21 protein-coding genes are annotated in these 24,962 nt (G+C 70.3%); 12 read left to right on the top strand and 9 right to left on the bottom strand.

From position 1 onward, the window contains the following. Positions 1 to 42: 42 nt before the first annotated feature. On the bottom strand, positions 43 to 1,854 hold the full coding sequence (locus F6J84_RS00360; protein ID WP_150970443.1) for an FAD-dependent monooxygenase: 1,812 nt from the start codon (positions 1,852 to 1,854) through the stop codon (positions 43 to 45). A 144-nt stretch (positions 1,855 to 1,998) separates the two neighbouring features. Between F6J84_RS00360 and F6J84_RS00355 the strand changes: the two genes are divergently transcribed. Further along, complete coding sequence (locus F6J84_RS00355; RefSeq protein ID WP_150970441.1) at positions 1,999 to 3,213, top strand: amidohydrolase; 1,215 nt, start codon at positions 1,999 to 2,001, stop codon at positions 3,211 to 3,213. A gap of 867 nt (positions 3,214 to 4,080) precedes the next feature. Here F6J84_RS00355 and F6J84_RS00350 read toward each other — a convergent pair. Continuing rightward, positions 4,081 to 4,797: a Pr6Pr family membrane protein gene (locus F6J84_RS00350; RefSeq protein ID WP_150970439.1), complete on the bottom strand. Its 717-nt coding sequence runs from the start codon at positions 4,795 to 4,797 to the stop codon at positions 4,081 to 4,083. A 377-nt stretch (positions 4,798 to 5,174) separates the two neighbouring features. Between F6J84_RS00350 and F6J84_RS00345 the strand changes: the two genes are divergently transcribed. The 3 genes from F6J84_RS00345 (at position 5,175) to sufU (ending at position 9,026) form a co-directional block, all read left to right on the top strand. Then, on the top strand, positions 5,175 to 7,211 hold the full coding sequence (locus tag F6J84_RS00345) for an APC family permease (protein ID WP_238702545.1): 2,037 nt from the start codon (positions 5,175 to 5,177) through the stop codon (positions 7,209 to 7,211). A 67-nt stretch (positions 7,212 to 7,278) separates the two neighbouring features. After that, complete coding sequence (locus F6J84_RS00340) at positions 7,279 to 8,565, top strand: aminotransferase class V-fold PLP-dependent enzyme (protein ID WP_150970437.1); 1,287 nt, start codon at positions 7,279 to 7,281, stop codon at positions 8,563 to 8,565. Next, positions 8,562 to 9,026 (top strand): Fe-S cluster assembly sulfur transfer protein SufU, encoded by a 465-nt coding sequence (gene sufU, locus F6J84_RS00335; RefSeq protein WP_150970435.1) that lies wholly within the window; start codon positions 8,562 to 8,564, stop codon positions 9,024 to 9,026. Before F6J84_RS00340 ends, sufU begins: the two co-directional genes overlap by 4 nt. 258 nt (positions 9,027 to 9,284) lie before the next feature. Here the strand turns inward: sufU and F6J84_RS00330 are convergent, their stop codons facing one another. The 4 genes from F6J84_RS00330 to F6J84_RS00315 all read right to left on the bottom strand — a co-directional run bounded on the left by F6J84_RS00330 (position 9,285) and on the right by F6J84_RS00315 (position 12,990). Beyond that, positions 9,285 to 10,799, bottom strand: a complete 1,515-nt coding sequence (locus F6J84_RS00330) for a DEAD/DEAH box helicase (protein ID WP_150970433.1) — start codon at positions 10,797 to 10,799, stop codon at positions 9,285 to 9,287. Positions 10,800 to 11,034: 235 nt separating this feature from the next. After that, positions 11,035 to 12,012 (bottom strand): SRPBCC family protein, encoded by a 978-nt coding sequence (locus F6J84_RS00325; protein ID WP_150970431.1) that lies wholly within the window; start codon positions 12,010 to 12,012, stop codon positions 11,035 to 11,037. Positions 12,013 to 12,065: 53 nt separating this feature from the next. Continuing rightward, positions 12,066 to 12,404 carry an ArsR/SmtB family transcription factor gene (locus tag F6J84_RS00320; protein ID WP_150892846.1) on the bottom strand — a complete coding sequence of 113 codons (339 nt, stop codon included), beginning with the start codon at positions 12,402 to 12,404 and terminating at the stop codon, positions 12,066 to 12,068. A gap of 250 nt (positions 12,405 to 12,654) precedes the next feature. Further along, the gene (locus F6J84_RS00315; protein ID WP_150970429.1) at positions 12,655 to 12,990 is read right to left on the bottom strand and encodes a hypothetical protein; all 336 of its coding nucleotides are present in this window, start codon (positions 12,988 to 12,990) and stop codon (positions 12,655 to 12,657) included. Positions 12,991 to 13,451: 461 nt separating this feature from the next. Between F6J84_RS00315 and purL the strand changes: the two genes are divergently transcribed. From purL to F6J84_RS00300, 4 genes are read left to right on the top strand one after another with little or no spacing between them, the layout of a single operon-like run. Then, complete coding sequence (purL, locus tag F6J84_RS00310; protein ID WP_238702544.1) at positions 13,452 to 15,800, top strand: phosphoribosylformylglycinamidine synthase subunit PurL; 2,349 nt, start codon at positions 13,452 to 13,454, stop codon at positions 15,798 to 15,800. A gap of 29 nt (positions 15,801 to 15,829) precedes the next feature. Then, positions 15,830 to 15,961 (top strand): hypothetical protein, encoded by a 132-nt coding sequence (locus F6J84_RS15725; protein WP_263595996.1) that lies wholly within the window; start codon positions 15,830 to 15,832, stop codon positions 15,959 to 15,961. Between the two features lie 39 nt (positions 15,962 to 16,000). Beyond that, on the top strand, positions 16,001 to 16,936 hold the full coding sequence (locus tag F6J84_RS00305) for a hypothetical protein (protein WP_150970427.1): 936 nt from the start codon (positions 16,001 to 16,003) through the stop codon (positions 16,934 to 16,936). A gap of 21 nt (positions 16,937 to 16,957) precedes the next feature. Continuing rightward, positions 16,958 to 17,773: a hypothetical protein gene (locus tag F6J84_RS00300; protein WP_150970424.1), complete on the top strand. Its 816-nt coding sequence runs from the start codon at positions 16,958 to 16,960 to the stop codon at positions 17,771 to 17,773. A 171-nt stretch (positions 17,774 to 17,944) separates the two neighbouring features. Here F6J84_RS00300 and F6J84_RS00295 read toward each other — a convergent pair whose 3' ends face one another. The 3 genes from F6J84_RS00295 to F6J84_RS00285 all read right to left on the bottom strand — a co-directional run bounded on the left by F6J84_RS00295 (position 17,945) and on the right by F6J84_RS00285 (position 21,223). Further along, the gene (locus F6J84_RS00295; protein WP_150970422.1) at positions 17,945 to 18,847 is read right to left on the bottom strand and encodes a glycine betaine ABC transporter substrate-binding protein; all 903 of its coding nucleotides are present in this window, start codon (positions 18,845 to 18,847) and stop codon (positions 17,945 to 17,947) included. Positions 18,848 to 18,947: 100 nt separating this feature from the next. Then, the gene (locus tag F6J84_RS00290; RefSeq protein WP_150970420.1) at positions 18,948 to 19,889 is read right to left on the bottom strand and encodes an ABC transporter permease; all 942 of its coding nucleotides are present in this window, start codon (positions 19,887 to 19,889) and stop codon (positions 18,948 to 18,950) included. Further along, entirely contained in the window at positions 19,889 to 21,223 is a 1,335-nt protein-coding gene (locus tag F6J84_RS00285) for a quaternary amine ABC transporter ATP-binding protein (RefSeq protein ID WP_150970418.1), read from the bottom strand. The genes F6J84_RS00290 and F6J84_RS00285 overlap by 1 nt, the downstream gene beginning before the upstream one ends. Positions 21,224 to 21,594: 371 nt before the next feature. On the opposite strand from F6J84_RS00285, the gene F6J84_RS00280 reads away from it, so the two are divergent. The 4 genes from F6J84_RS00280 (at position 21,595) to F6J84_RS00265 (ending at position 24,960) form a co-directional block, all read left to right on the top strand. Beyond that, positions 21,595 to 21,990, top strand: coding sequence for a GntR family transcriptional regulator (locus F6J84_RS00280; RefSeq protein ID WP_150892840.1), 396 nt, complete (start codon positions 21,595 to 21,597; stop codon positions 21,988 to 21,990). Further along, positions 21,987 to 22,895 carry an ABC transporter ATP-binding protein gene (locus F6J84_RS00275; RefSeq protein ID WP_150970416.1) on the top strand — a complete coding sequence of 303 codons (909 nt, stop codon included), beginning with the start codon at positions 21,987 to 21,989 and terminating at the stop codon, positions 22,893 to 22,895. The genes F6J84_RS00280 and F6J84_RS00275 overlap by 4 nt, the downstream gene beginning before the upstream one ends. Beyond that, complete coding sequence (locus F6J84_RS00270) at positions 22,892 to 23,587, top strand: hypothetical protein (protein WP_150970414.1); 696 nt, start codon at positions 22,892 to 22,894, stop codon at positions 23,585 to 23,587. The genes F6J84_RS00275 and F6J84_RS00270 overlap by 4 nt, the downstream gene beginning before the upstream one ends. A gap of 161 nt (positions 23,588 to 23,748) precedes the next feature. After that, positions 23,749 to 24,960: an ATP-grasp domain-containing protein gene (locus F6J84_RS00265; RefSeq protein WP_150970412.1), complete on the top strand. Its 1,212-nt coding sequence runs from the start codon at positions 23,749 to 23,751 to the stop codon at positions 24,958 to 24,960. Positions 24,961 to 24,962: the final 2 nt, after the last annotated feature.

The following is a 24,962-nucleotide window of genomic DNA, read 5'->3' as shown; positions in this document are numbered from 1 at the left end:
GAGTGGGTGGGTCGCCACGGCGACCCACCCACTCGTCGTTCGTCAGAGGGCGCGATCGAGGACCCGACCGAGCGCACCCCGCAGGAGTTCTCCGGCCACGGTCGCGTCCCACACCGCATCCACCTGCCGCCACGCGACATATCCGTCCGGGCGCACCAGGATCGCTCCCGCCTCCGCGACCTCCCGGGCCTTGGCCCAGTAGCCGTACGGGTCCTGGTAGTCGACCTCGCCGACCACGATCGTGCGCAGGAACGGCAGGCCGAGCTCGTTCGCCGCGCTCTGCCACGCCGTGCCGGAGAGCCCGGTGATCAATGCGAAGGAGCCCTTCCCGACGACGTCGAGGGTCGACGTGCGGTGCCCGGTACGGTCGACCAGCCACGCGTGCGGGAGCTTCGCGCCCGGCCGGGTCGTCGGCTGCACGTACAGCTCGGGGTCGCGGGCGAACACCTCATCCCCGGCGGACTCGTCCGGCACGACAGCCGAACTCACGTACCGCTGGTTCATCTCCACGCCCTGCGCGTTGTACTCGTAGTTCTTCAGGTCGATTGCCTGGACCAGGCGGGCACGCAGCTCGGCGCCCTCGGGCGTCGTCGCCTGCAGTCGCTCGAGCGCCGCCTCGGCAGAACGCGTGCCGTCGCCGGCGTCCGTGTCGAAGCAGGCGCGCAGGTCGGCGTATTCGATACGCGACCTGTTCGCACGTGCCACGATCTGCGCGCCGACCGGGACCCGCTCGTCGCTGTAGCTTTCGAGCAGGCCGGGACCGGCATCACCGCGCACGACATACGCCAGCTTCCACGCGAGGTTGAAGGCGTCCTGGATGCAGGTGTTCGATCCGAGGCCGTTGCTCGGCGGGTGCCGGTGCGTGGCGTCGCCTCCGCAGAACACGCGTCCCTTGGACATCCCGAGGGCGTGCTGCTGGTTGACGTACCAGGTGGAGAGCCCTTCGATCTCGGGATCGAAATCGGGGTCCCCGACCAGCGTCCGGATCTGATCACGCATCTGGTCTTCGGTCAGCTCGGGCTCACCGGCCGCCTTGTCGAAGCCCCAGCCGGCGATCCACTCGTTCCAGGGGCGCACGCAACGCAGCAGGCCCATGCCGATCTCACCGAACGAGGCCGCCGGATTCAGGATCCAGTGCAGGACGCTGGGCCGGTGCGCCACGTACTTCGACAGGTCTCCGCGGAACCGCACATACACGGTTCCCGCGCGGGCGAGGTGTCCCTCGTACTCCAGACCGATCTCTTCGGCGATCTGACTCTTCGCGCCGTCCGCGCCGACAAGGTAGCGAGCGCGCACGGTGTACTCGTTCCCGGACGTCCGGTCGAGCAGGCGGACCGAGACGCCTCGCTCGTCCTGGGTGTGCCCGAGATACCGGGTGGAGAATGCGACCTTGGTTCCGCGTTCGGCCGCCTTCTTGACCAGGACCGGCTCGAGAAGCGTCTGCGGCAGATCGAGCATGCGGCACGGGCTCGAGGTGATGTAGTCGCCGGCGCGCTCGTCGCCGGTGCCCCACGTTTGCAGCCGCGCGACCTCCGGTCCGGCGAGCGACGTCGTGAAGAGCGTGTCACCCATCTCGTCCCACGGAAGCGCGAACAGCTTGGCTTCCTCTTCCACGCCCAGGTCCCGGAGCACCTCGACCGCACGGAGGTTCGTGATGTGGGCGCGCGGCGTGTTGGCCAGCCACGACCACTGCGAGATCATCATGACCCGCGTCCCGTACGTCGCGAGGGCGAGTGCGGTGGCCGCGCCCGTGGGGCCGGCACCGACGACGAGGACGTCCGTGTCGAACTCCGAACCCGCCGCCTCCGTGTCCCGTTGGTCGGCTGTTCCGATGATGTCGGTGAAAGCAGTCATTGGCGTCCTCACGGCGGTTAGTGATCGGTGTTGACTCCACTCACAATAATCGACTTTGAACGAATAGTGCACAAAGTCTTGATGCCTTCAGCCGCCGAGCCGGGCGCCGAGCCGGGCGCCGCACCGGCCGAGTAGGGTCGGCGCATGGGAATCGACCTCGAAGCGCTGTACATCGACCTGCACCGCCATCCCGAGCTGTCGTTCCAGGAGACCCGCACGGCGGGGGTCGTCACGCGCGCGCTGACGGCGCTCGGCATCCCCTTCGAGGAGGGCGTCGGCCGCACCGGCGTCGTCGCCGTGCTCCGCAACGAAGAAGGCCCCGTCGTCTGGCTGCGGGCGGACATGGACGCCCTCCCGGTGGAGGAGCGCACCGGCCTGGACTATGCGAGCACGGCGCGTGGCGTCGATCCGTCCGGAGCCGCGGTGCCGGTGATGCACGCCTGCGGGCACGACATGCACGTCACCGCACTTCTCGGCGCACTGGAGCGTCTGGCCGCCTCACGCACGGAGTGGTCCGGCACGGTGGTCGCCGTCTTCCAGCCCGCGGAGGAGTTCGGCGCGGGCGCTCAGGCGATGATCGCCGACGGTGTGCTCGAGCGGTTCCCGGCCCCCGATGTCGTGCTCGGTCAGCACCTGACTCCGCTCCCGGCCGGGATGATCGGGGTACGCCCGGGGACGCAGATGTCCGCCTCCGACGGGCTGACGGTCACGCTGCACGGTCGGGGCGGGCACGGGTCGCGCCCGCACGCGACGATCGATCCGATCGCGATGGCCGCAGCGACCATCATGCGCCTGCAGACGATCGTCTCCCGGGAGGTGGACCCGCGCGACGTGGCGGTGGTCACCGTCGGCTCCATCCATGCGGGGCTGAAACACAACATCATCCCCGCCGAGGCGACGCTGCAGCTCAGCCTGCGCTACCCGGACGACGCCGCGCGAGATCGCGTGCTGGAGAAGGTGGAGCGCGTCGTCCGCGCGGAGGCGGCCGCATCCGGGGCCGAGCAGCCACCCACGATCGTCACCGACCACACCCTGCCGCCGACGATCAACGACCTGGCCGCGACCGACCGCGTCACGACCGCGTTCCGCCGGGAGTTCGGGGAGCACGCCGTCATCGACCCCGGCATGTTCACCGGCAGCGAGGACGTCTCGTGGTTCGCCCGCGATTCCGGCGCACCGCTCGTCTTCTGGTTCTGGGGCGGGGTGGATCCGGAACTCTTCGCTCGGGCGACGGCCGCCGGCACGGTCGATCGCGACGTGCCGACCAACCACTCCCCGTTCTTCGCTCCGGTCCTCCATCCGACGATCGAACGGGGCGTCGAAGCCCTCGTCGTGGCGGCGCGGGAGTGGCTCGGCTGACCGCCCGCCCCTCCCGGGCGCGCCCACCCGCCGGCGCTCGTCCGGGCGCAGGCGCCCCGCCGGCGCCCGCCCGCCCGCCACCGCCCCGCTACCCGGACCGGCACAACTCCTGCAATCCGCCCGGTACTGCCGATCCGCGACCCGCAGGGCCCCGGACTGCAGGAGTTGTGCGCGGGCTAACGCGGGCCCCGCGCCGTGCTGCCGTCCTAATGCCCGCGAACCACCGCCGCCCCAGGGCCGGGCGCTACCGGGCCGCCGTTCGCGAGCCGCCGGGCCGCCGTCCCGGAGCCGGGCAGCCGGCCCGCGGACGGGCAGCGACCACCCACCGAGCCGCCATCAGGGGCACAAATCCTGCAATCCTCCCGGTGTGGCTGCTCCCCGATCCCCGAGGCCCAGGACCGCCGGAGTTATGCCAGGCACGCGGACCCCGAGCCGGGACACCGCCCGGACCGCCGCAGACCAACCCGGCCGACAGCAACCACCCAGGGCCGCCGTCCCGGCACCGGGCCACGGCCGCCGACCACCCCACCGCAGCCAGCACAACTCCGGCAATCCGCCCGGTGGAGCCGGATCCACGGCCCCGGGGCCCGGGAGTGCCGGAGTTCTGCTGCCGCCGAGCGACCATCAGGCCCGCGGACCCCGCGCCCGGCCCGGAACCGGCAGCCGGCGGCCCGGCAGCCAGCAACCACCCACCGGCGGCAACCACCCACGGGCCGGCCACGAGAGGCACAACTCCTGCAATCGGGGTTCGGCCTGCCGATCCACGGGCTGCAAGACCCGGATCCGCCGGAGTTGTGCCGGCCGCACACGGCCACCGGAACAGTCACGGCACGGCCACCGGCGCGGGCACCGGGGCAGGAGGGCCAGCTACGGGATGACCCGCTGCGGCATCACGGGCTCACGCGGGATACCCCACCGGCGGGCGGCGGCCCCGAGCAGCCGGTCGATGGCGAAGTACGCGTAGGCCACGATCTCCAGGGCGATCGTCAGACCCACGATCCACAGCACGACCCCGACCAGTCCGTTGCGGTCGAGATCCATGAAGGGATACGGATAACGGGTACCACCCCCGAAGACGCCGCCGGCGGCGCCGTAGACGAAGGCGAACGCCAGATACGCATACGGGATGAGCGCCCACAGCACCGGATCGAGCGGGCGGACCCACCCCTTCGGCACGAACAACAGCCAGTCCGCGATCGTCAGGCAGGGCGTGATGATGTGCACGAGGTTGTCGGTGAGCGTGAACGGCACGTAGTCGTTGCCCTGGGTGAAGGTCTCCGGCACGAGCACGACGAGGTAGATGAGCATCGTCACGGTGATCACGAACATCACGGCTGCCGCGAACCGCGGTGAGGGCGCCGACCACCCGCGCGGGCCGCCGGCGCGCAGGTCCCGGATGGTGCGGACCGCGAGCGCCGCGAACCAGCCCAGGCACAGCAGGTTGCTGAGCACCGTGAAGTAGAGGAACTGCACCGCGTTCGGCCGTCCGTCCCAGACGCCGCTCACCCGGCCGACACCCCAGACGATCACGGCGATCGACAGGACCCGGAAGACGAGGGCGATCCGGCGATCGGGCAGGTACATGCGTCGATGGTAGGTGAGGATGCGGACCCGGGACGTCGCCCACGGCGCCACCCGCGGATGCCGTTGATGCCGCGATGGTGTGGACACCCAGCGCATCGGCGTGGACGCCCACGGCACCCAAGACGGGTGCCCATGGCACACCGACGCGGTCGCCCACGGCGCCCCCACCCACGGACGTCGCAGGCACCCCCGCGACGAGGCCGCCGGCACCCCACCACGGAGGCCGCCGGCACCCCGGAACGAGGGCCGCCCGGTAGCCGCAAGACGAATGCCGCCGATACCCCGAACCGGCGGCAGCCGCCGCGCCGCGCGCACCCACAGGGCACCTCGGGAGCGACACGGCGGATGGCCATTGCGCAGCCCTGCCGGGCGGCGTAGTGTCGCCCGCCGTGGCACGTGACGCCGAAGAACCGGCTCCTGAATCCCCCCTCGTCAAACGTCTCCTGATCGGCGACCCGCTGGCCTCCTCGGACGGCGACGATCATCTCCTCCGCAAGCGGATGGCGCTGCCGATCTTCGCCTCGGATGCGTTGTCGTCCGTCGCCTACGCTCCGCAGGAGCTGGTGATGATCCTGCTGATCGGCGGGATCTCCTTCCTCTCCTTCACCCCCTGGGTCGCGGCGGCGGTCGTGGTGCTGCTCGTCGTGGTCGTGCTGTCCTACCGGCAGCTGATCAAGGCGTACCCCTCCGGCGGAGGCGACTACGAGGTGGCCAGGAAGAACCTCGGGGAGATCCCCGGCGTGGTGGTGGCGTCCGCACTACTGGTGGACTACATCCTCACCGTCGCCGTCTCGGTCGCGTCCGGCGTCGACAACATCATCTCGGCGCTGCCGGTGCTGCATCCCTGGCGGGTGGAGCTGGCGGTCGGCTTCGTCATCCTGATCATCGTGGTGAACCTCCGCGGAGTCCGCGAGGCCTCGCGCGCGTTCGCCCTGCCGACCTACATCTTCATCGGTTCGGTGGCGCTGATGATCGTCGTCGGCGTCGTCCGCTGGATCGCCGGCGACGCCCCCGTCGCCTCCAGCGCCGGGTACACCGTCGAGGCCGACAGCCTGGGTCAGGCCGCGGTCATCCTGCTGGTGCTGCGCGCCTTCTCGAGCGGCTGCTCCGCGCTGACGGGGGTCGAGGCCATCTCGAACGGCGTCCCCGCCTTCCGTCGCCCGAAGGTGCGGAACGCCCAGGTGACGCTGACCGTCATGGGACTCACGTCGGTGCTGCTGTTCTCCGGCCTCACCCTGCTGGCCCTGGTGACCGGCGTCCACTACGCCGAGAACCCCTGCGATCTCATCGGATTCGACTGCGCGGACCAGCCGCAGCCGAGCCTCATGGCGCAGATCGCCGCGGCCACGTTCGGCGGCGGCTCCGTGCTCTTCTTCGTCATCCAGGCGGCCACGGCGTGCGTTCTGCTGCTCGCCGCCAACACGGCGTTCAACGGGTTCCCGCTGCTCGGGGCGGCGCTCGCCCGCGACGGTTACGCGCCGAAGGCGCTCAACACCCGCGGCGACCGCCTCGTGTTCTCGAACGGCATGATCATCCTGGGTGCCGCCGCCATCCTGGTCCTGGTCGTCTCGCAGGCGAATCTGACCACCCTCATCCAGCTCTACATCATCGGCGTCTTCGTGTCGTTCTCCCTCGGTCAGCTCGGGATGGTGCGCCACTGGCTGCGCGAGCTCGCTTCGCTCCGGCGCGGTGGCGCCGTCCAGTCGGGGCGTCCGGTCGCGGATCGGCGCGACATCCTGTCCGGCCTGGTGATCAACTCGCTCGGCGCCGCCCTCACCGCCGCGGTCTTCCTGATCGTCACGGTGACGAAGTTCACCCACGGCGCCTGGCTCGTGTTCCTCGCCATCCCGATCCTCTCGCTCCTGATGGTGGGAGTGAGCCGCTACTACCGCGACGTCGAGCAGGAGATCGCGTTCGACGACGACACGCATTTCGGGGCATCCGGTGATCTCGCGATCGTGCTCGTCGGCCGGCTGCAGAAGCCCGCGGCGAAGGCGCTCGACTACGCGGTCGCGGCCCGCCACGACAGGACGATCGCTCTGCATGTGGCGGCCACCGCGGAGTCCGGGCACGAGGTGCAGGAGGAGTGGACCGCCCACGGGATGACGGTGCCGCTGGTCATCCTGGAGTCCCCGTACCGCACCTACGCGACACCCATCGTCGAGTTCATCCAGAAGTACCGGGAGAAGCACGGCGCCTCCCTGGTGACGGTGTACCTGCCGCAGTACATCGTCGGGCACTGGTGGGAGTCACTGCTGCACAACCGGCGCTCCCGGCGGATCGCCGCGCAGCTCATGCTCGTGCACGGGGTGACCATCGCCCTCGTGCCCTGGTTGCTGGATTCCTCGGAACTGATCTACGGGCGGCGGTCGCGCCCCCTGCCGGGCCAGCAGCGCACCGGCGAGCGGGTCTGAGGGCTCGGGCGCTCGTCCGGACGCCGCGACGGACCCGCGGACGCCACGACGGAACTAGCCTGGAGGGGTGAGTACGACCGATCTGCCGCGCCTGGACGCGGCGGCGCTGCGCGCCGATTTCCCGATCCTGGACCAGTCGATCGGCGGCGAACCTCTCGTGTACCTGGATTCGGCCGCGACGAGCCAGAAGCCGCAGGAGGTCGTCGACGCCGAGGTGTCGTTCCTCACCCGCGCGAACTCCGCCGTGCACCGCGGCGCGCACACGCTCGCCGCCGAGGCGACCGAGCTCTTCGAGGACGCCCGCACGGCCGTGGCGGGGTTCGTGGGTACCGAACCGGAGAACCTCGTCTGGACCTCGGGCGCCACGATGTCCCTCAACCTCGTCGCCTACGCGATCGGCAACGCGACGGCGGGTCGCGGCGCGCCTGCGAGCGCGCGGTTCGCCCTGGAACCGGGTGACGAGATCGTGGTCACCGAGATCGAGCACCACGCCAACCTCATCCCCTGGCAGGAGCTCGCCGCCCGCACCGGCGCGATGCTGCGCCACATCCCGGTGCACGACGACGGCACCCTGGACATGGATGCCGCGGCCGCGCTGATCGGCGAGCGCACCCGGATCGTCGCCTTCACACACGTGTCCAACGTGCTGGGCATCGTGAACCCGGTCGCGGACCTGGTCGCCCTCGCCCGCGCGGTGGGAGGGCTGACCGTGCTGGACGCCTGCCAGTCGGCGCCGCACCTTCCGCTCGACCTGCCTGCGCTCGGTGTCGATCTCGCCGCATTCTCCGGGCACAAGATGATGGGCCCGTACGGCGTGGGGGCGCTCTACGGCCGCACAGACGTGCTCGACGCCCTGCCCGCGTTCCTCACCGGCGGCTCGATGGTCACGACCGTGACGCTCGACGAATCCGAGTTCCTGCCCGCGCCGCAGAAGTTCGAGGCCGGCACCCAGCCGGTGTCCCAGGCCGTCGCGCTGGCGGCGGCCACGCGCTATCTCGACCGACTCGGGATGGCTGCCGTGCACGCGCACGAACGGGAGATCGGCCGGCGGATGATGAGCGGGCTCCGCGGCATCCCCGGCGTCCGGCTGCTCGGCGACGCGGACGGCGCGGAGCGGATCGGGATCGCCTCGTTCGAGGTGGAGGGCGTCCACGCGCACGATGTCGGGCAGTTCCTGGATGCCCGCGGGATCGCCGTGCGCGTCGGGCACCACTGCGCCAAGCCGCTGCACGCCAGATTCGGGCTCACCGCCTCCGTGCGGGCGTCCGCATCCGTGTTCACGACCGAGGACGACATCGACGCGCTGATCGACGGGGTCTCCGCCGTCCGGGCCTACTTCGGGGTGGACGCATGAGCGGGCTGGATGGGCTGTATCAGGAGCTGATCCTCGATCACTCGAAGCACCCCCACGGCAAGCAGCTCGCGCCGGAGGAGGGCCGCACGGCGACCTCCCACCAGCGGAACCCGATCTGCGGCGACGAGGTCTCGCTGCGGGTGCGACTGTCCGACGACCCCGACGTGATCCGGGATGTGACGTGGCAGGGTTCCGGCTGCTCCATCTCGCAGGCGTCCGCGTCGATGCTCGCCGTGCTGGTGACGGACGCCGTCGAGGAGCGCGGTGGGATGACGCGCGCGGAGGCGAAGACGCTCGTGGACGGTTTCCGCGAGGCGCTGCGCTCGCGGGGGACCCTTCCGCTGGACGAGGAGACCTTCGCGGATGCGGCGGCGCTGTCCGGCGTCTCGAAGTTCACCGCCCGGGTCAAGTGCGCCATGCTCGCCTGGGTCGCGCTCGAGGACGCCCTCGCTCGCGCCTGAGCGCCCCCACCCTCCCCTGCTCCCGTCGCCCCGCTCCCGTCGCTCCGCTCCCGTCGCTCCGCTCCCTTTCCCGCGAGACTGCATAGTACGCACGAGACTGCGGCTGGTTACGTCCGTCTCGTGCTGTGCGTGCAGTCTCGCGGGGGGATGAAGGGGAGCACCGCGGGAGAAGAGCCCGGGAAAGAGCGAAGCCCGCCCGGGCCGGGATGGGCTCGAGCGGGCTTCGTGCGCGCGGATCAGGCGCGGGGAGTCAGCGGATCAGGCGCGACCGGCCGGCGCCTGCGCGCGACCGTTGCCCCCACGGCGGCGAGCGCCGCCACCGGTGTTGGTGTGCTCACCCGACGAGGTCGAGTACCGCGAGACGGTGCCGCCCCCGTGCGCGGCGCCGGAGCGACCCGCGGATGCGGATGCGGATGCGGGACGGGCGGCCGCGCGCCCACCGGAGCGAGCCGCAGCAGGAGCACCGGCACCGGCGCGACCCGAGCCGCCGGAGCGACCGGCGCCACCCGAGCGACCGGCACCGCCGGAGCGACCCGAACCACCGGAGCGACCGGCACCGCCGGAGCGGCCCGAACCCTGCTCGGTGACCGGGACGGGCTTCACGTACGGCGCGGTGTCGCCGACCAGTTCGGTGACGGCCTGGTGCGTCGCGTTCACGAGCTCGAACTCCGCGCTGATCGCCGCCTGACGCAGCATGAGCGCCACATCCCGCTTCTGCGACGGCTGGACGACGGTGACGACCGTGCCCTCGGCGCCCGCGCGAGCGGTGCGGCCGGAGCGGTGCAGGTACGCCTTGTGCTCGGTCGGCGGGTCGACGTGCACGACCAGCTCGACGTTGTCGACGTGCACACCGCGGGCGGCGACGTCGGTGGCGACGAGCACACGCACGCCGCCCTGCGAGACCGGGGCGCCGAATGCGGCGAGGTTCCGCTCACGCGCGTTCTGCGAGAGGTTGCCGTGCAGGTCGACGGCGGGGATGCCGTCGGCGGTCAGCTTCTTCGCGAGCTTCTTGGCCTGGTGCTTGGTGCGCGTGAACATGATGCGACGGCCGCTGCCGGACGCGAGCGCGGTGACGAGGTCGTTCTTCGCGTCGTCCTGCACCTGGAACACCCGGTGGGTCATCGCGGCGGCGGGGACGCTCGACTCGTCGACCTCGTGCCGGACCTCGTTCTGCAGGAACTTGCGGACCAGGCCATCGACACCGCGGTCGAGCGTGGCGCTGAACAGCATCCGCTGTCCGCCGCGGGGGGTCGCCGACAGGACGCGGGTGACGACGGGGAGGAACCCGAGGTCGGCCATGTGGTCGGCCTCGTCGAGCACGGTGATCTCGACGCGGTCGAGGTGCACGAGCTTCTGCTTCATGAGGTCGTCGAGACGGCCGGGGCACGCGACGATGATGTCGACGCCGGCGCGCAGCGCCTGCTCCTGCGGCTTCTGGCTGACGCCGCCGAAGATGGTGGTGACGGTGAGGCCGGCGACCTCGGCGAGCGGGATCAGCGTCGCCGCGATCTGGGTCGCGAGCTCACGCGTCGGGGCGAGGACGAGTCCGCGCGGGTGACCCGAAGTGCGGCGTCCGCCCTCGAGACGGGTGACCAGCGGCAGCGAGAACGCGAGGGTCTTGCCACTGCCGGTGCGGCCGCGGCCGAGCACATCGCGCCCGGCGAGAGAGTCGGGCAGCGTGCCCTCTTGGATGGGGAACGGCTCGCTCTTACCGGACTCGGTGAGGACGCGGGCGAGGCGTGCGGGCACGCCGAGATCGATGAAGGAAGGCATAGGGGCTTTCGGATGAGAAGCGATCGGAGACGACCGCTGAGGTGGGGCGACGGCGGGGGATCCCGCATCGTTTCGCCGCTCGAGAAATTCCACGGCCGCTCAGAGAGGCCGGAAGCGTATCGACGACGCAGCGCACGAAGGCGCGACACAACCCTAGCAGGACCCGCCTGATCGTCCTCACAGCCGACTCTCCCCCCACGCAGAAGCGGGGAGGGAGAGGGTCGGCAGCAGCGGTTCAGCCCAGCAGCACGCGCTCCATCCGCGCGTAGCTCGCCTCCATGCCGTCGGTCATACCGGTGGCGAGCACCGCGTCGCGGGTCTCCTTGTCGGGGTACTCGATGAGCACCGTGACGAGGGTCGCACCGTCCTCCTCGTACAGCGACAGGTCGTTGAGCGTGGACGGGTAGTCGGTCCCGGTCATGTGCTCGGTGCTCACCATCCGTCGCGGGCGCTCGGTGAGCAGCGACTCTCCATCGAAGCCGAACGGCTCGCCCGCCACACCCTCCTCGGGCGTCCACTCGTAGCGGTACTTCCCCCCGGGGGCGGTGTCGATCTCGCACACGGTCATGCGCCATCCGTCCGGGCCCAGCATCCACTGCCGCATGAGCTCGGGCTCGGTGTGCGCGCGCCAGACGAGTTCGCGCGGCCCGTCGATGAGGCGGCTGATCCGCACGTGCTGGTCGTCGAGGAGCTCGGTCCAGGTGCCCTTCCCCTGTGCGTACTCACGCAGGTCCGACAGCACGATCGCAAGCTGATCGAAGGCCATGGAGCTGCCTTCCTCGGCGCCCATCGCGAGCATCTGCTCGAGCGCATCCTCGGAGGGGAAGGTGGTCACGCAGGTGACGCGCGAGCCTTCGGCGGTCTCGGTGAACTCGAACGTCATGCGCATCGAGGGCATGTCCGCGGTGGCCTTGCCGTCCTCGTCGACGAAGCCGTCCAGTACCTCGAAACCCGTCTCCGGTTCGATGCGCAGGAACTCCCACGCCCCTCGGGACTTCTCCCCGCGCGGGCTCGTCATCTCGTACCGTGCGCGACCGCCCACCTCGAAGTCGAAGTAGGTGAAGGTCGCGGGCCATCCGGGCGGCCCCCAGAAGCGCTCGAGCTGGCGCGGGTCGGTGAAGGCGCGCCAGAGCCGGGCGACGGGGGCGGGGAAGTCGCCGACGACGGTCATCGTCAGGTCGGCGGTGTCGGTGTTGACAGCGGTGACAGGCATGTCGTTCTCCGGATTCGTTGCATGGAGGACGGATGCGGCGACTGCCGCGTCCGTCAGGGATCCACGGCGAGCAGATCGTCGAGCCGGTCGACCCGGGCCCGCCACATGTGCTCGTACTCGTTGAGCAGACGCCGAGCCCGGACGATCGTGTCCGGGTCCGCCCGGACGAGCCGTTCCCGCCCCTCGGCGCGTTTGACGACGAGGTGCGCCGCCTCGAGCACGGCGACGTGCTTCTGCACGGCGGCGAACGAGACGTCGTAGGTGGCGGCGAGCGCCGACACGGACTGCTCGGTCTGCAGGGTGCGCCGCAGGATGTCGCGGCGTGTGCGATCGGCGAGGGCCCGGAAGACCCGGTCCACCTCGTCGTCGTTGAGCGTCAGATGTACAACCATTTGGTTGCACGTTAGACCTCTGGGGTCGCCCGGACAACCCCCGTCCTGTCGGGAATGCACTCGCGTTGCATCTCTGGGCTTCTCGTTGCACTGCCTGTGTCGTCGGTGCACTGAATGCAGCGAACCGCCGATGCGGCTCCGGAGGCCGCGGTCGTTCAGCAGGCGCGCAGCGGGTGCAGGGGTGCACCAGGCGCTCTGCACGGAGGGCTGTGGCGATCCGGGGCCGCAGGCGAGCGTGCGGAAACGGCCGCTATATCCGACGCCGGAGCCAGATCGCAGTGGTGACGACGAGCGGCACTTGGGTGATCCCGTAGAGCACGTGGAACGCGTAGTGGGCGGGAGTCTGAGCCGGATCGAAAGGAAGGATCGGCAGGGGCAGCACGGTGAAGATCGCACCCAGGAGGTTCAACACACCCCACCCCAAAAGGGCCCACGCCGCGACGGATCGCAGCCGCGTGAACCACGCAGCGACGAGCACAACCGTCAGCGCCAGAGGGATGAGCGATTCCGGGCTGACGATCGTCTGACCCGGCAAATCGGCCACATTGTGCACGAGCAGTCCGACCCAGCCGAGGGCGGCGGACACGGGCACCCACGGTGCGCTCCTCCTCGGACCGCCCGGTCCGTCGTGCACGCTGGTCCTGCTCATGCGGCGGACCCGCGTGACGGCGCGGTCTTCCGCATCCTCACCGTCTCTGCACCCCACATCGTTCGCGCATTCCCATCGGCTCCGCCCGGAAGCAGGCTCATCTGACCACCTCGCGCGGCTCTCGGGCTCGGAGCCTACTGCGCACCGGAGTGAGACGGAACCACCACGCCTCAGGTCCCCCCGGCCGCCCTTCAGGTCGAGTGTCCAGGACACGCCGGATGCGGCCGCCACCACCCCGCGTGTTGTGGACACTCAACGGGTGCATCGGCGGGCGGGCCCGGGTGAACACTCAACATGCCTCGGGACGCACGGGGCCCGCGCAACAACAGGGGCGGACGCACGGAAGCGCCGAGTAGGATGAACGGGTCCGGCCCCCGTGAATCCTGGAGTTCAGCCGCGTGACCACCCCTATTTCTTCCGAGGCGCCGTCGCGTCCCGCCGCCGACACCGTCGAGAACGCCATCGCGACTCCCGACCGGGAGCAGCCGTATGCCGCGTTGGGCCTCAAGCCCGACGAGTACGCCCGCATCCGCGAGATCCTGGGCCGGCGCCCGACCAGCGGCGAGCTCGCCATGTACTCGGTGATGTGGAGCGAGCACTGCTCCTACAAGTCGAGCAAGATCTACCTCCGCCAGTTCGGGGAGAAGGTCACCGACGAGATGCGCGAGCGTCTCATGGTGGGGATGGGGCAGAACGCCGGCGTCGTCGACGTCGGCGAGGGCTGGGCCGTCACCTTCAAGGTGGAGTCGCACAACCACCCCAGTTACATCGAGCCCTTCCAGGGCGCGGCCACCGGCGTGGGCGGCATCGTCCGCGACATCATCTCGATGGGCGCACGTCCGGTCGCGATCATGGACCAGCTGCGCTTCGGCGCCATCGACCACCCGGACACGGCGCGCGTCGTGCACGGCGTCACGAGCGGCATCTCCTTCTACGGCAACTGCCTGGGCCTGCCCAACATCGGCGGCGAGACCGTCTTCGACTCGGTCTACCAGGGCAACCCGCTCGTCAACGCCCTCGCGGTCGGGGTCCTCCGCCACGAGGACCTGAAACTCGCCAACGCGGCCGGCCCGGGCAACAAGGTCGTCCTCTTCGGTGCACGCACCGGCGGCGACGGCATCGGCGGCGCGTCCATCCTGGCCTCCGACACCTTCGCGGACGGCGGGCCCACCAAGCGCCCCGCCGTCCAGGTCGGCGACCCGTTCGCCGAGAAGGTGCTCATCGAGTGCTGCCTCGAGCTGTACCGCGACGAGCTCGTCGAGGCCATCCAGGACCTCGGCGCCGCCGGGATCTCCTGCGCGACGAGCGAGCTCGCCGCGAACGGCGGCAGCGGGATGCGGGTGGACCTGGAGAAGGTCCTGCTGCGCGACCCGTCGCTCACGCCGGAAGAGATCCTCATGTCCGAGTCGCAGGAGCGGATGATGGCGATCGTCTCGCCCGAGAAGCTCGACGCCTTCCTCGAGGTCACCGGACGCTGGGAGGTCGAGACGAGCGTGCTCGGCGAGGTCACCGGCGACGGTCGCCTGCAGATCTTCTGGCACGGTGAGCAGATCGTCGAGGTGGACCCGTCCACCGTCGCGGTCGACGGCCCCGTCTACGAGCGCCCGGTCGCCTACCCCACCTGGATCGACGCCCTCCAGGCCGACTCGGCAGCCGCGCTCCCCCGCGCCACCGACCCCGAGACCCTGCGCGACCAGTTCCTGCGGGTGCTGTCGAGCCCGAACCTCGCGGACACGTCGTGGATCACCAACCAGTACGACTACTACGTGCTGGGCAACACCGCGCTGAGCTTCCCCGACGACGCCGGCATGATCCGCGTCGACGAGAACTCCGGGCTCGGGTTCGCCATCGCGACAGACTGCAACGGCCGGTTCTGCCAGCTCGACCCCTACCAGGGCGCGAAGCTGGCCCTCGCCGAGGCGTACCGGAACGTCGCCGTCACCGGCGCGACGCCCACCGCGGTCACGGACTGCCTGAACTTCGGCAGCCCGGAGAACCCCGAGGTCATGTGGCAGTTCTCGCAGGCGGTCGAGGGGCTGTCCGACGGATGCCTCGAGATCGGCATCCCGGTCACCGGCGGCAACGTGAGCTTCTACAACCAGACCGGCGACACCCCCATCCACCCGACCCCGGTCGTGGGTGTCATGGGCATCATCGACGACGTCGCCCGCCGCATCCCGAGCGGCTGGCAGGACGCCGGGGAGAACATCTACCTGCTCGGCGTGACCGCCAACGAGCTCAGCGGCTCGGCATGGGCCGACGTCGTCCACGACCACCTCGGCGGTCGTCCGCCGGCGGTCGACCTGGCTGCGGAGAAGCGCCTCGCCCAGCTGCTGCGCGCCGCCTCCGACCAGGGCCTCGTCTCCAGCGCGCACGACCTCTCCGAAGGCGGGCTCGGCCAGGCCCTCGCCGAGGGCGTGATGCGCTTCGGCGTCGGTGCCCGGGTGTGGCTCTCGGAGCTCTCCGAGCGTGACGGGGTGGATGCGGCATCCGCCCTGTTCTCGGAGTCGACCGGACGCGTGATCGTCACGGTCCCCCGCGAGGAGGACGTGAAGTTCCGCGGACTGTGCGACGGACGCGACTACCCGGTGCTGCGCATCGGCGTGACCGACTCGGCCGCCGACGGCGACGACCCGGCGCTCGAGGTGCAGGGTCTGTTCACCGTGCCGCTGGCGGAGCTGCGGGAGCGCTCGCGCGCGACGCTTCCGGCGGTCTTCGGCCCCACGGTCACGGAGATCGACGCGTGAGCGTGGCCGGATCAGGGGGAAGGCGCGAGATGGACGACGACGACACCGAGCTGTACGGCCAGAAGCGTCAGGCCCGGATGAAGATCGTGGCCTGGGTCGTCATCGTGGCGCTCGTGCTCGTCGGTGGCGGATCCACCGTCATCGCGCTGCTCTTCGGCTGAGACCTCGGCACCGTCCACCGCGGCGGTTAGCATGACAGGGTGGAGCCGCTGCTCGAGTTCCTCGCCGCCTGGTGGTGGGCCGCTCCGACGACCGTGGGTCTCGGAGCCGTCAGCTATGTCGGTCTGACGACCGGTCGCCGCCGCGCGCGGCGGCTGGCGCTCGACGCCGCGCGGCACGAGGAGCAGCTCGCCGCACGCGCCCTCGTCTCCGCGAAGGCCGACACCCGTTCCGCGCAGGCGCAGTTGCTCTCGGCGCAGGCGCAGCGCGGAGTGCCCGCCCCCGGCATCGCGAGCGTCCCCGATGCACGACGCCAGCTCCAGCAGGCGAAGCAGGCCCAGCGTGCGGCCGGCCTCGCACTGAAGGCCGCGCGCAGCCGGGTGCGTGCCGAACGCGTACGTCTGAACGGCGGCGCATCCGCCGACCTGCCCCTCGCGCAGCTCGTGCGCGAGCACGACGCCCTGAACGCGCGGTGGCTCGAGTACGAGACGGATGTGGAGACGGCACTCGCCTTCCCGCAGATGTCCGATCCGCACCATCCGACGACGGCGGCGTTCCTCCAGGCGCAGCGCGACGCGCAATGGCTGCGGCCCGCCGCTCCCACCGCCCGCATGAGCCCGGGGGACTTCGTCGCGTACCGTCGCGCCGTCCGCACCATGGAGGCGGCCTTCACGGCCGCGGAGGACGCCGCCCTGCGGGCGACCTCCGCGCGGGCCGCGACACCGCCCCGCACGCCCGCGCGAGAGGCGTTCCGTCCCGCATCCCCGGCGCCATCGCGCCCCGCAGCCGCATCCGGAACCCCTCCCACGGAGCCCGTCTCCGGAGCCGGCCGCCCCGCCCCCTCAGCGCGCGCGGCGGCGCCCTCCCCGGCCGCGGATGCCGATGACCGGGGCGAGTCCGGCGCCCGGCGCGATCCGCTGCCGCAACCGGTATGGCCGGTGCCCGGACGCCGGCAGCGCCCGCCCGCGTCCCGCTGAGCGCGCACCTACGATGGAGCCGTGGATTTCTTCCAGTTCCTGGGCAGCTACTGGTGGCTCGCCTTCCCCCTGATGGGGGCCCTCGGCGGCGTCGGCAGCGCCTGGGAACGCTCGGCGAAGCGCCGGCACAAGCGGCGGCTGGAGATCCTCGAGGCCAAGCGCGAGATGAAAGCGGTCGAGATCGCCGCTCGGCACAGGACCGAGCCGGACACGCCTGCTGAGGCCGCTCCCACCGCCTCGGCCGCGGATCTCCTCGCCCGTACGCAGGCCGAGCACGACGCCATCACGGCCCGCTGGCTCGAGTACGAACTGGACGTGGCGAAGATGATCGCCTACCCGGCGATGAGTGACGGGCGCCAGCCGCTGACGGCCGGTTTCCTGCGGGCGAAGAAGGTGGCCGACCGGTTGCGCCCTCCAGCATCCGGCCCCGCTCCCACGCCGCCGGAGGTCGCGGCGTACCAGAACGCCGTGACCGACTACGAGGTGGCGTTCGAGCTCGCCGAGCGGGACGCCCGCCGGCTCAAGGACTCCTCGTTCACCGCACCCGAGCGAAAGCGTCTGGACGTCGCGAAGCAGTTGCTGACCGTGGCAGTGGACGAGGCGGCCACGCCGGCGGAGCGACAACTGGCCTACAAGCGCGTGCGCGAGGAGCTGGACGGGCTGATCTCACTGTCGGACGGGGCGATCGACGTGCTGGAGCGGAAGGTCGCGCTGGAGCTCACGACATCCGAGCGACCCCCACTGCCCCCGCCATCCGCGCCGCCGGCCTCCCCCGGCTCCGCCCCAGAGCCTCACGACCCTCCACACCCCGAGCAGCTTCCGCCCGAGCGCGGCTGAGACGGCGCCCTCGCCTGCCGGGTGGAGGATATCCGCCGGGCGGAGGGCCGCAGAACCCGATTCGGCCCTCCCCTGGCCAGATCTCCTCCGCTCGGCCGGGATCCCCGGACGCCCGTGCAGACGGACGCCCCCTGGCGCGCGCCTCGAAGGAACACGCCAGGGGGCGGGGTGTCAGCTGGTCAGGGCGTCCACGTAGTCGCGGTTGTCCTCGACCCAGGCCTTCACGATCGGGTTCCAGTCCTTGGCGCCCGCGTTCTCGTTGAACATGGCGTCCTCGAGGTCGGCGAGCATCGCCGTGTCCATGGTGAAGTTCGCCAGCCACTCGGCGACCTCCGGGAAGTCATCCGCGAAGCCGATGCGGCTGTAGGAGCTCAGCGTCTCCGCGCCACCGAGGGTCCCCTTCGGGTCCTCGAGGTTCTTCAGCGGGAAGGCGCTGTAAGCCCAGTGCGGCTCCCAGAGGGTGACGACGATGTTCTCGCCGGCGTCGGTCGCCGCCTGCAGCTCGGACAGCATGGCGGGCGTCGAGGAGGTGATGTAGTCGAAGTCCTGGAGCCCGTACCCGGGGATGACCTCGTTCTCGGTCACCGAGGTGAGGCCGGCGCCCGGCTCGATCCCGATGATCTTCCCGTTGAACTCGTCGATGGCGCCTGCCAGCTCGTCGAGCGAGTCGATCGGCGCGTCCTCGTTGACGGCGATCGTGAGCTTGGACTCGTCGTTCCACGTGCCGAGCTTCTCGATCTTGTCGCCGTACTGGCCCAGGTAGTCCGCGTGCGTGACGGGCTCCCAGACATCGGTGGTGAAGTCGTAGTCCCCGTCCGCGAGACCCTGGAAGACGGGCGCCGCGGAGACCGGCTTCAGCTCGACCTCGTAGCCCTGCTCCTCGAGGACGACCTTCCAGAGCTCGGAGGTGGCGATGCCCTCCTCCCAGCCTTCGAAGACCGCGATGGTCAGTGCGCCCTTCGACTCGCCCGCGGCATCCCCGGTCGTGTCGTCATCGGTCCCGCCGGCGCAGCCGGTGAGGGCGAGTGCCGCGACCGACGCGAGAGCGAGGGACGCGAATGCGTGCTTCTTCATGCTGTGTTCCTTCCTCGGCGGGAGTCTCTCCCCCACCGCCTGTCCCGGTGGGACCCGGGACGACGGACACCGGCGAGCGGTGTCCGCAGGCCTGTTGCGGTCAGCCGACGCTGACCGGGGCGGAGCGGGCGGGCTCCGCAACGGGAACGGGGACCGTCTGCCCGTTGTCCGCGCGCCGGCGCCCGAGCGAGCCCACCAGCCGGGAGAAGAGCCCGATCCGGCGACCGAACGCTCCCGTGAGGCGGTCCAGGATGATGGCGATGATCACGACGGCGAGGCCCGCTTCGACCCCGAGTGCGGTGTCGAGCCGGTTGAGCGACGCGACGATGTCGCCGCCGAGACCGCCCGCTCCGACCATCCCGGCGATGACGACCATCGACAGGGCGAGCATGATCACCTGGTTCACCCCGGCCATGATCGTCGGCAGCGCCAGCGGCAGCTGGATCTGCCGGAGGATGCGGCCGCCCGTCGCACCGAAGGCGTGACCCGCCTCCACGACCTCGCGGTCGACGCCGCGGATGCCGAGTTCGGTGAGCCGCACGCCGGGGGCGAGCGCGAAGATGATCGTGGCGACGATCCCGGGGGCCACGCCCACGCGGAACAGCAGCAGCGCCGGGATCAGGTACACGAAGGCGGGCATGGTCTGCAGGAAATCCAGCACCGGCCGGATGATCTTGGAGAAGACGTCGTTCTGAGCGGCCAGGATCCCGAGCGGGATGGCGATGACGAGCGCCCAGACGGTCGCGACGAGGATCAGGGCGAGCGTCGCCATCGCGTTGTCCCACTGGTCCACGGCCACGATGAACAACAGCCCCACGGCCGTCCCGGCACCGAAAAGCCATCCCCGCGCGAGGACGGCGATAGCCGCAGCCACGACCACGACAACCCAGAACGACGGTGTGGACAGCACCCAGGAGAGGGCGTCGTACATCTCCACGAAGATCGTGCGCAGCACGTCGAAGAACCCCTTGAGGTTCGCGACCACCCAGGTCACGGCCTGCTCGGCGATCTCGCCGACCGGCAACCGGAAGAAACCGTCCATCAGCGCTCACTCCCTTCCACGGCGGCGTCCACCGGCACGGCGACGTCTCCGGCCCGGACGGTCGGGGGCTCGGCCGCGACCGCGTCCATCAACGGGGTGAACTCCGCCACCATCTCGATGGGCGACTGGATGATGGGCATCTCCCGGGTGGTGGTCGGCACGTTCCCGAGGGCTGCCAGCAGGGTGACGCGAGGGATGACGCCGACGAGGCGGCGGTTGTCGTCGACGACGGCGAGGGGCACCGGGGACTCCACGGCTCGCTCGACGATGTCGGTGAGCAGGTCGTCCGGGCCGACCGTGAGCACCGAGGTGTCGACGATCTTGCGGAGATCGGTCTGCCCCGCCTTGACCGCCCGGATGACGGCACGATCGGTGACGACTCCGACGAGCCTGCGGTTCTCGAGCGCGAACACCGCGCTCGCCTGCTGTTCGCGCAGGAGACGGAGTGCCCCGCGGACCCCCGCGGTGACGGGCAGACGCAGGTGCGGGGGCTCCATGACGGCACTCGCGGTCAGCACGCGGGTGCGGTCGACGTCCTGCACGAACTGGGCGACGTAGTCGTTCGCCGGGTCGGTGAGGATCTCCTCCGGGGTGCCGGTCTGCACGATACGCCCGTCGCGCATGACCGCGATCCGGTCGCCGAGGAACATCGCCTCGTTGAGGTCGTGCGTGATGAACACGATCGTGCGGCCGAGTTCCTGCTGCAGCTCGATCAGCTGCTCCTGCATCTCGCGCCGGATGAGGGGATCGAGCGCGGAGAACGCCTCATCCATGAGAAGGATGTCGGTACCCGCGGTGAGCGCACGGGCCAGGCCCACGCGCTGGCGCATGCCGCCGGACAGCTCGTCCGGGTAGGCATCCGTGCGCTGGTCGAGGCCCACCTTCGCCAGGATCTCGCGAGCGCGGGCGCGACGCTCCTCGCGGCCGACGCCCTGGATCTCGAGCGCGTAGGCGGCGTTGTCGAGGACGGTGCGGTGCGGAAGCAGCGCGAAGTGCTGGAACACCATCGAGATCGAGGACCGGCGGATGCGGCGCAGTTCCGCGGCGGAGGCCCGTGTGACGCTGCGGCCCTGCACGAGGACCTCACCGGCGGAAGGCGGCAGGAGCCCGTTCAGCATCCGGATGATGGTCGACTTGCCGGAGCCGGAGAGTCCCATGATGACGAAGATCTCGCCGGGAGCGACCGTGAAGCTCGCGTCGATCACGGCGGCGGTGCCGCGCTCGGCGAGCTCGGCACGGGACTTGCCCGCCTTGAGGCCCTCGATCACGGCTGCAGGGTGACGGCCGAAGACCTTGAACAGGTTCTTTGCTTCGATTGCGTGTTCGCCTGACACTGTGTTGCACCTCGGCAGCCCGGTGCGCTGGCTGCATCGGTCACGCCCGGGTGGTGACCGTGCGTGCCTGCGTCGGGACGCGGCGCTCCGGGCATCCGGCCCGGTCACGATCGCCGACCGTACGCTCGTCCAGCGCCATGCGGGGATGGCGGGACGACCGCGGACTGGTCGTCGGCCCGGCGACGGGCCTCTTCGAACCTGTCATGCGAATGCAGCGCATCGCAAATCGGCGGAGGGATTTGCACGCGGATCGGGCATCCCCTACGCGCGCCCGCGCACTGTCCACTTTCTCTCTCGACCGCTTGACATCCGCCCATCCCGTGTTGCATGGTTACTTAGTCAAGTAATGAACCACAGAACAGGAGGCCGGCGTGATCGAAGAAGGCAGAGCGCTCTTCCTGCAGATCGCGGAGAGCGTCGAGGATTCGATCGTCGACGGGACGCTGGCGGAAGAGAGCCAGGCCCCGTCCACCAACGAACTCGCGGCCTTCCACCGCATCAACCCGGCCACGGCCGCGAAGGGAGTGAACATGCTCGTCGACAAGGGCGTGCTCTACAAGCGTCGTGGGATCGGCATGTTCGTCGCGCCCGGTGCACGTGACCGCCTCCTCACGGAGCGGCGCACCGCGTTCGCCGACAGGTACGTCGACCCCTTGCTCATCGAGGCGGGCAAGCTCGGGCTCGGACCCGACGACCTCACGCGCCTCATCCTCGACCGCGCCGCGGTCGGGTCCCGCCCGCATTCTTCCGAAGGGAACCCGCAGTGAACCCCGTGATCGAGGTGACCGGCCTCACCAAGCGCTACGGCGACACCGTGGCCGTCGACGATGTCAGCTTCGCGCTCGAGAAGAACACCATCTATGGTCTGCTCGGTCGCAACGGCGCCGGCAAGACCACCATCATGTCCATCCTCACGGCGCAGAGCTTCGCCACCTCCGGCAAGGTGCGCGTGTTCGGCGAGGACCCGTACGAGAACGCCCGGGTCCTGTCCCGGATGTGCTTCGTGCGGGAGGGCCAGAAGTACCCGGACGACGCGTTGCCGTCCCACGCGTTCCGCACCGCACGTCTCTTCTTCCCCAACTGGGACCAGGACTTCGCGGACCGCCTGATCGCGGACTTCCAGCTCCCGCTCAAGACCCGGATCAAGAAACTGTCCCGTGGACAGCTCTCCGCCGTCGGCGTCGTGATCGGGCTCGCCGCGCGCGCCGAGATCACCTTCTTCGACGAGCCGTACCTGGGCCTCGACGCCGTGGCCCGCCAGATCTTCTACGACCGCCTCCTCGAGGACTACGTCGAGCACCCGCGCACCGTCGTGCTCTCCAGTCACCTCATCGACGAGGTCGCGAACCTCATCGAGAAGGTCCTGGTCGTGGACCATGGCCGGATCATCATGGACGAGGACACGGATGCGGTGCGCGACCGGGCCGCGAACATCGTGGGGGACAGCGCCGCCGTCGACGCCTTCGTGGCGGGGCGCAGCGTCGTCCACCGCGAGACCCTCGGTCGCGTCGCGTCCGTGACGGTCATGGGGAGCCTCTCCGCAGCCGACCGCGCGGAGCTCTCCGCGCGGGGGCTCGATGTCACACCCGTATCCCTGCAACAGCTCATCGTGCGGGCCACCCAGAACGCCGCGGAGGACGCGGCCGCCAACACGGAAGGAGCACTGCGATGAGTCGCACGTTGAACGTCGTCCGGATGCAGCTGATCAACCGGCAGACCTACATCTGGGTCCCGCTGCTCGTGCTCGCGGGGTCACTCGTCATCACCCTGGCGATCTACGGGATCATCGCGAACGCCGGCGTGGAGACGGAGATGTACGGCGGCGGAGCGCAAGCGCCGCTGTGGTACTTCGCCGTCGTGGGTGCGCAGGCGCTGACCCTCACCTTCCCGTTCTCCCAGGCGATGAGCGTGACCCGGCGAGAGTTCTACCTCGGCACTCTGCTCACCGCCGCACTGACTTCGGCGATGCTGGCCGTCATCTTCGTGATCGGCGGGCTGATCGAGAAGGCCACGAACGGATGGGGAATGAACGGGTACTTCTTCGCCCTCGACTGGTTGTGGGAACAGGGACCGCTCGTCGCCGGGTTCTTCTTCTTCACCCTCGCGATGCTGTTCTTCGTCATCGGTTTCGCCGGGGCCACGCTGTACAAGCGGTTCGGCACGATGTGGCTGACCATCGTCATCCTCGGCATCGCGGTGCTGTTCGTGGCCGCGCTGTGGCTGATCGGTCAAGCGGATGCCTGGGTGGAGGTGTTCGGCTGGTTCGCGCGGCTCGGATCCGGCGGACTCGCCCTGCTCATGGCGGGGGTGGCGGCCGTCCTGGCGGTCGTCTCCTTCCCCGTGCTGCGCCGCGCGGTGCCCTGAGCGGGCGACAGCACCCGACCAGAACGCGGGCCCCGGGGTGATCCTCGGGGCCCGCCTCGTCGTGCCACCCGCGGGGCGCCGCCCGGGGGCCGGACCTGCGGACGGGCGAGCCGCATCCGATAGCCTGAGGCCACCCGTAACGACACTGAAGAGGACGGCCGATGCGCGCCCTGGTCACCAGCTCCCGCAACACCTTCGCGCTCGACATCATCCGCAAACTCGGCAGCGGCGGCCACTACGTGGTCGCCGCCGACACGTACGCCGGGGCGATCGGCAGCCACTCGAAGTACCTGTCCGCCCACGTCGTGACCGCGTCACCGCGGTTCGAGACCGACCGGTTCATCGCCGACGTGTGCCGCATCGTCACCGAGCACGAGATCGACACGATCATCCCCACGTTCGAGGAGGTCTTCTACCTCGCAGCGCGGATCAATGACCTCCCCGAGGGCGTCCGGCTGTTCGCGGGCGGCTTCGACAAGCTCGCGCAGCTGCATGACAAGGGCAGCTTCCAGCGTCTCGTGGAGCGGGCCGGGGTTCCGATCCCCGAAACCGTCGTCGTCTCGGACGAGGACGAGCTGCACGCCGCCATCGCCCGCTTCCCGCAGTTCTTCGCGCGAGCCGTCTTCTCGCGCGGGGGCGTGGGTCTGCTGACGAACACCGGCCCCCTCGCCGGGAAGATGGATGTCGCGGACTGCCACCCGACCGCCGATCAGCCCTGGCTCGTGCAGCCCTTCACCGACGGGCCGATGATCTGCACGTACAGCATCATCGTGGACGGCCGGGTCACGGCCCAGTGCACCTACAGCGCGCCGGAGCAGTGGGCGCACAGCACCGGGATCACCTTCCTCGCGGAGGACAGCACCAAGACGCTGGAGTACACGCAGCGGCTCATCGACGAGCTCGACCCGTCCTTCACCGGTCAGCTCTCGTTCGACTTCGTCAACCACGACGGGGAGCTCTACGCCATCGAGTGCAACCCGCGCCCGACGAACGGCGTGATCCTGCTCGAGACCGCGGAATTCCTGCAGGCGCTGCACGGCGTCGCGCCGGCGCCGGTGGTCGTCGAACCGGGCGTGGAGCGGCAGATCCGGCTCGCCGTGCTCGCCGACGCGTTCACCGAGCGCATCTCGCACCTGGGGACCTCGCTGCACGACCTGCTGCACGTGCACGACATCGGGCACGGCTGGCACGACTCGCTGGCGATGATGTGGGGACCGGCCGCGCTGCTGCACGGTGCGAAGCTGGCCCACGGCCACCGCGAGGAGCTCCTCAAGGCCATGAGCGAGGACATCGTCTGGAACGGCGAGCAGATCGAGGGCATGACCCCCGCCGACGCCGCCGCTCTCCTGGACGTCCACGCCCAGCGCATCTGACC

The organism is Microbacterium caowuchunii (assembly GCF_008727755.1).
In the GTDB taxonomy this organism is placed as follows: Bacteria; Actinomycetota; Actinomycetes; order Actinomycetales; family Microbacteriaceae; genus Microbacterium; species Microbacterium caowuchunii.
The sequence above is the reverse complement of the archived record's forward strand: the minus strand, read 5'-3'. Positions and strand labels throughout refer to the sequence as shown.

What these genes read in the sequence shown, in the direction of transcription:
- F6J84_RS00360 (WP_150970443.1), bottom strand. Translation starts at nt 1,854, where the DNA reads ATGACTGCTTTCACCGACATCATCGGAACAGCCGACCAACGGGACACG.
- F6J84_RS00355 (WP_150970441.1), top strand. Translation starts at nt 1,999, where the DNA reads ATGGGAATCGACCTCGAAGCGCTGTACATCGACCTGCACCGCCATCCC.
- F6J84_RS00350 (WP_150970439.1), bottom strand. Translation starts at nt 4,797, where the DNA reads ATGTACCTGCCCGATCGCCGGATCGCCCTCGTCTTCCGGGTCCTGTCG.
- sufU (WP_150970435.1), top strand. Translation starts at nt 8,562, where the DNA reads ATGAGCGGGCTGGATGGGCTGTATCAGGAGCTGATCCTCGATCACTCG.
- F6J84_RS00330 (WP_150970433.1), bottom strand. Translation starts at nt 10,799, where the DNA reads ATGCCTTCCTTCATCGATCTCGGCGTGCCCGCACGCCTCGCCCGCGTC.
- F6J84_RS00325 (WP_150970431.1), bottom strand. Translation starts at nt 12,012, where the DNA reads ATGCCTGTCACCGCTGTCAACACCGACACCGCCGACCTGACGATGACC.
- F6J84_RS00320 (WP_150892846.1), bottom strand. Translation starts at nt 12,404, where the DNA reads ATGGTTGTACATCTGACGCTCAACGACGACGAGGTGGACCGGGTCTTC.
- F6J84_RS15725 (WP_263595996.1), top strand. Translation starts at nt 15,830, where the DNA reads ATGGACGACGACGACACCGAGCTGTACGGCCAGAAGCGTCAGGCCCGG.
- F6J84_RS00295 (WP_150970422.1), bottom strand. Translation starts at nt 18,847, where the DNA reads ATGAAGAAGCACGCATTCGCGTCCCTCGCTCTCGCGTCGGTCGCGGCA.
- F6J84_RS00290 (WP_150970420.1), bottom strand. Translation starts at nt 19,889, where the DNA reads ATGGACGGTTTCTTCCGGTTGCCGGTCGGCGAGATCGCCGAGCAGGCC.
- F6J84_RS00270 (WP_150970414.1), top strand. Translation starts at nt 22,892, where the DNA reads ATGAGTCGCACGTTGAACGTCGTCCGGATGCAGCTGATCAACCGGCAG.
- F6J84_RS00265 (WP_150970412.1), top strand. Translation starts at nt 23,749, where the DNA reads ATGCGCGCCCTGGTCACCAGCTCCCGCAACACCTTCGCGCTCGACATC.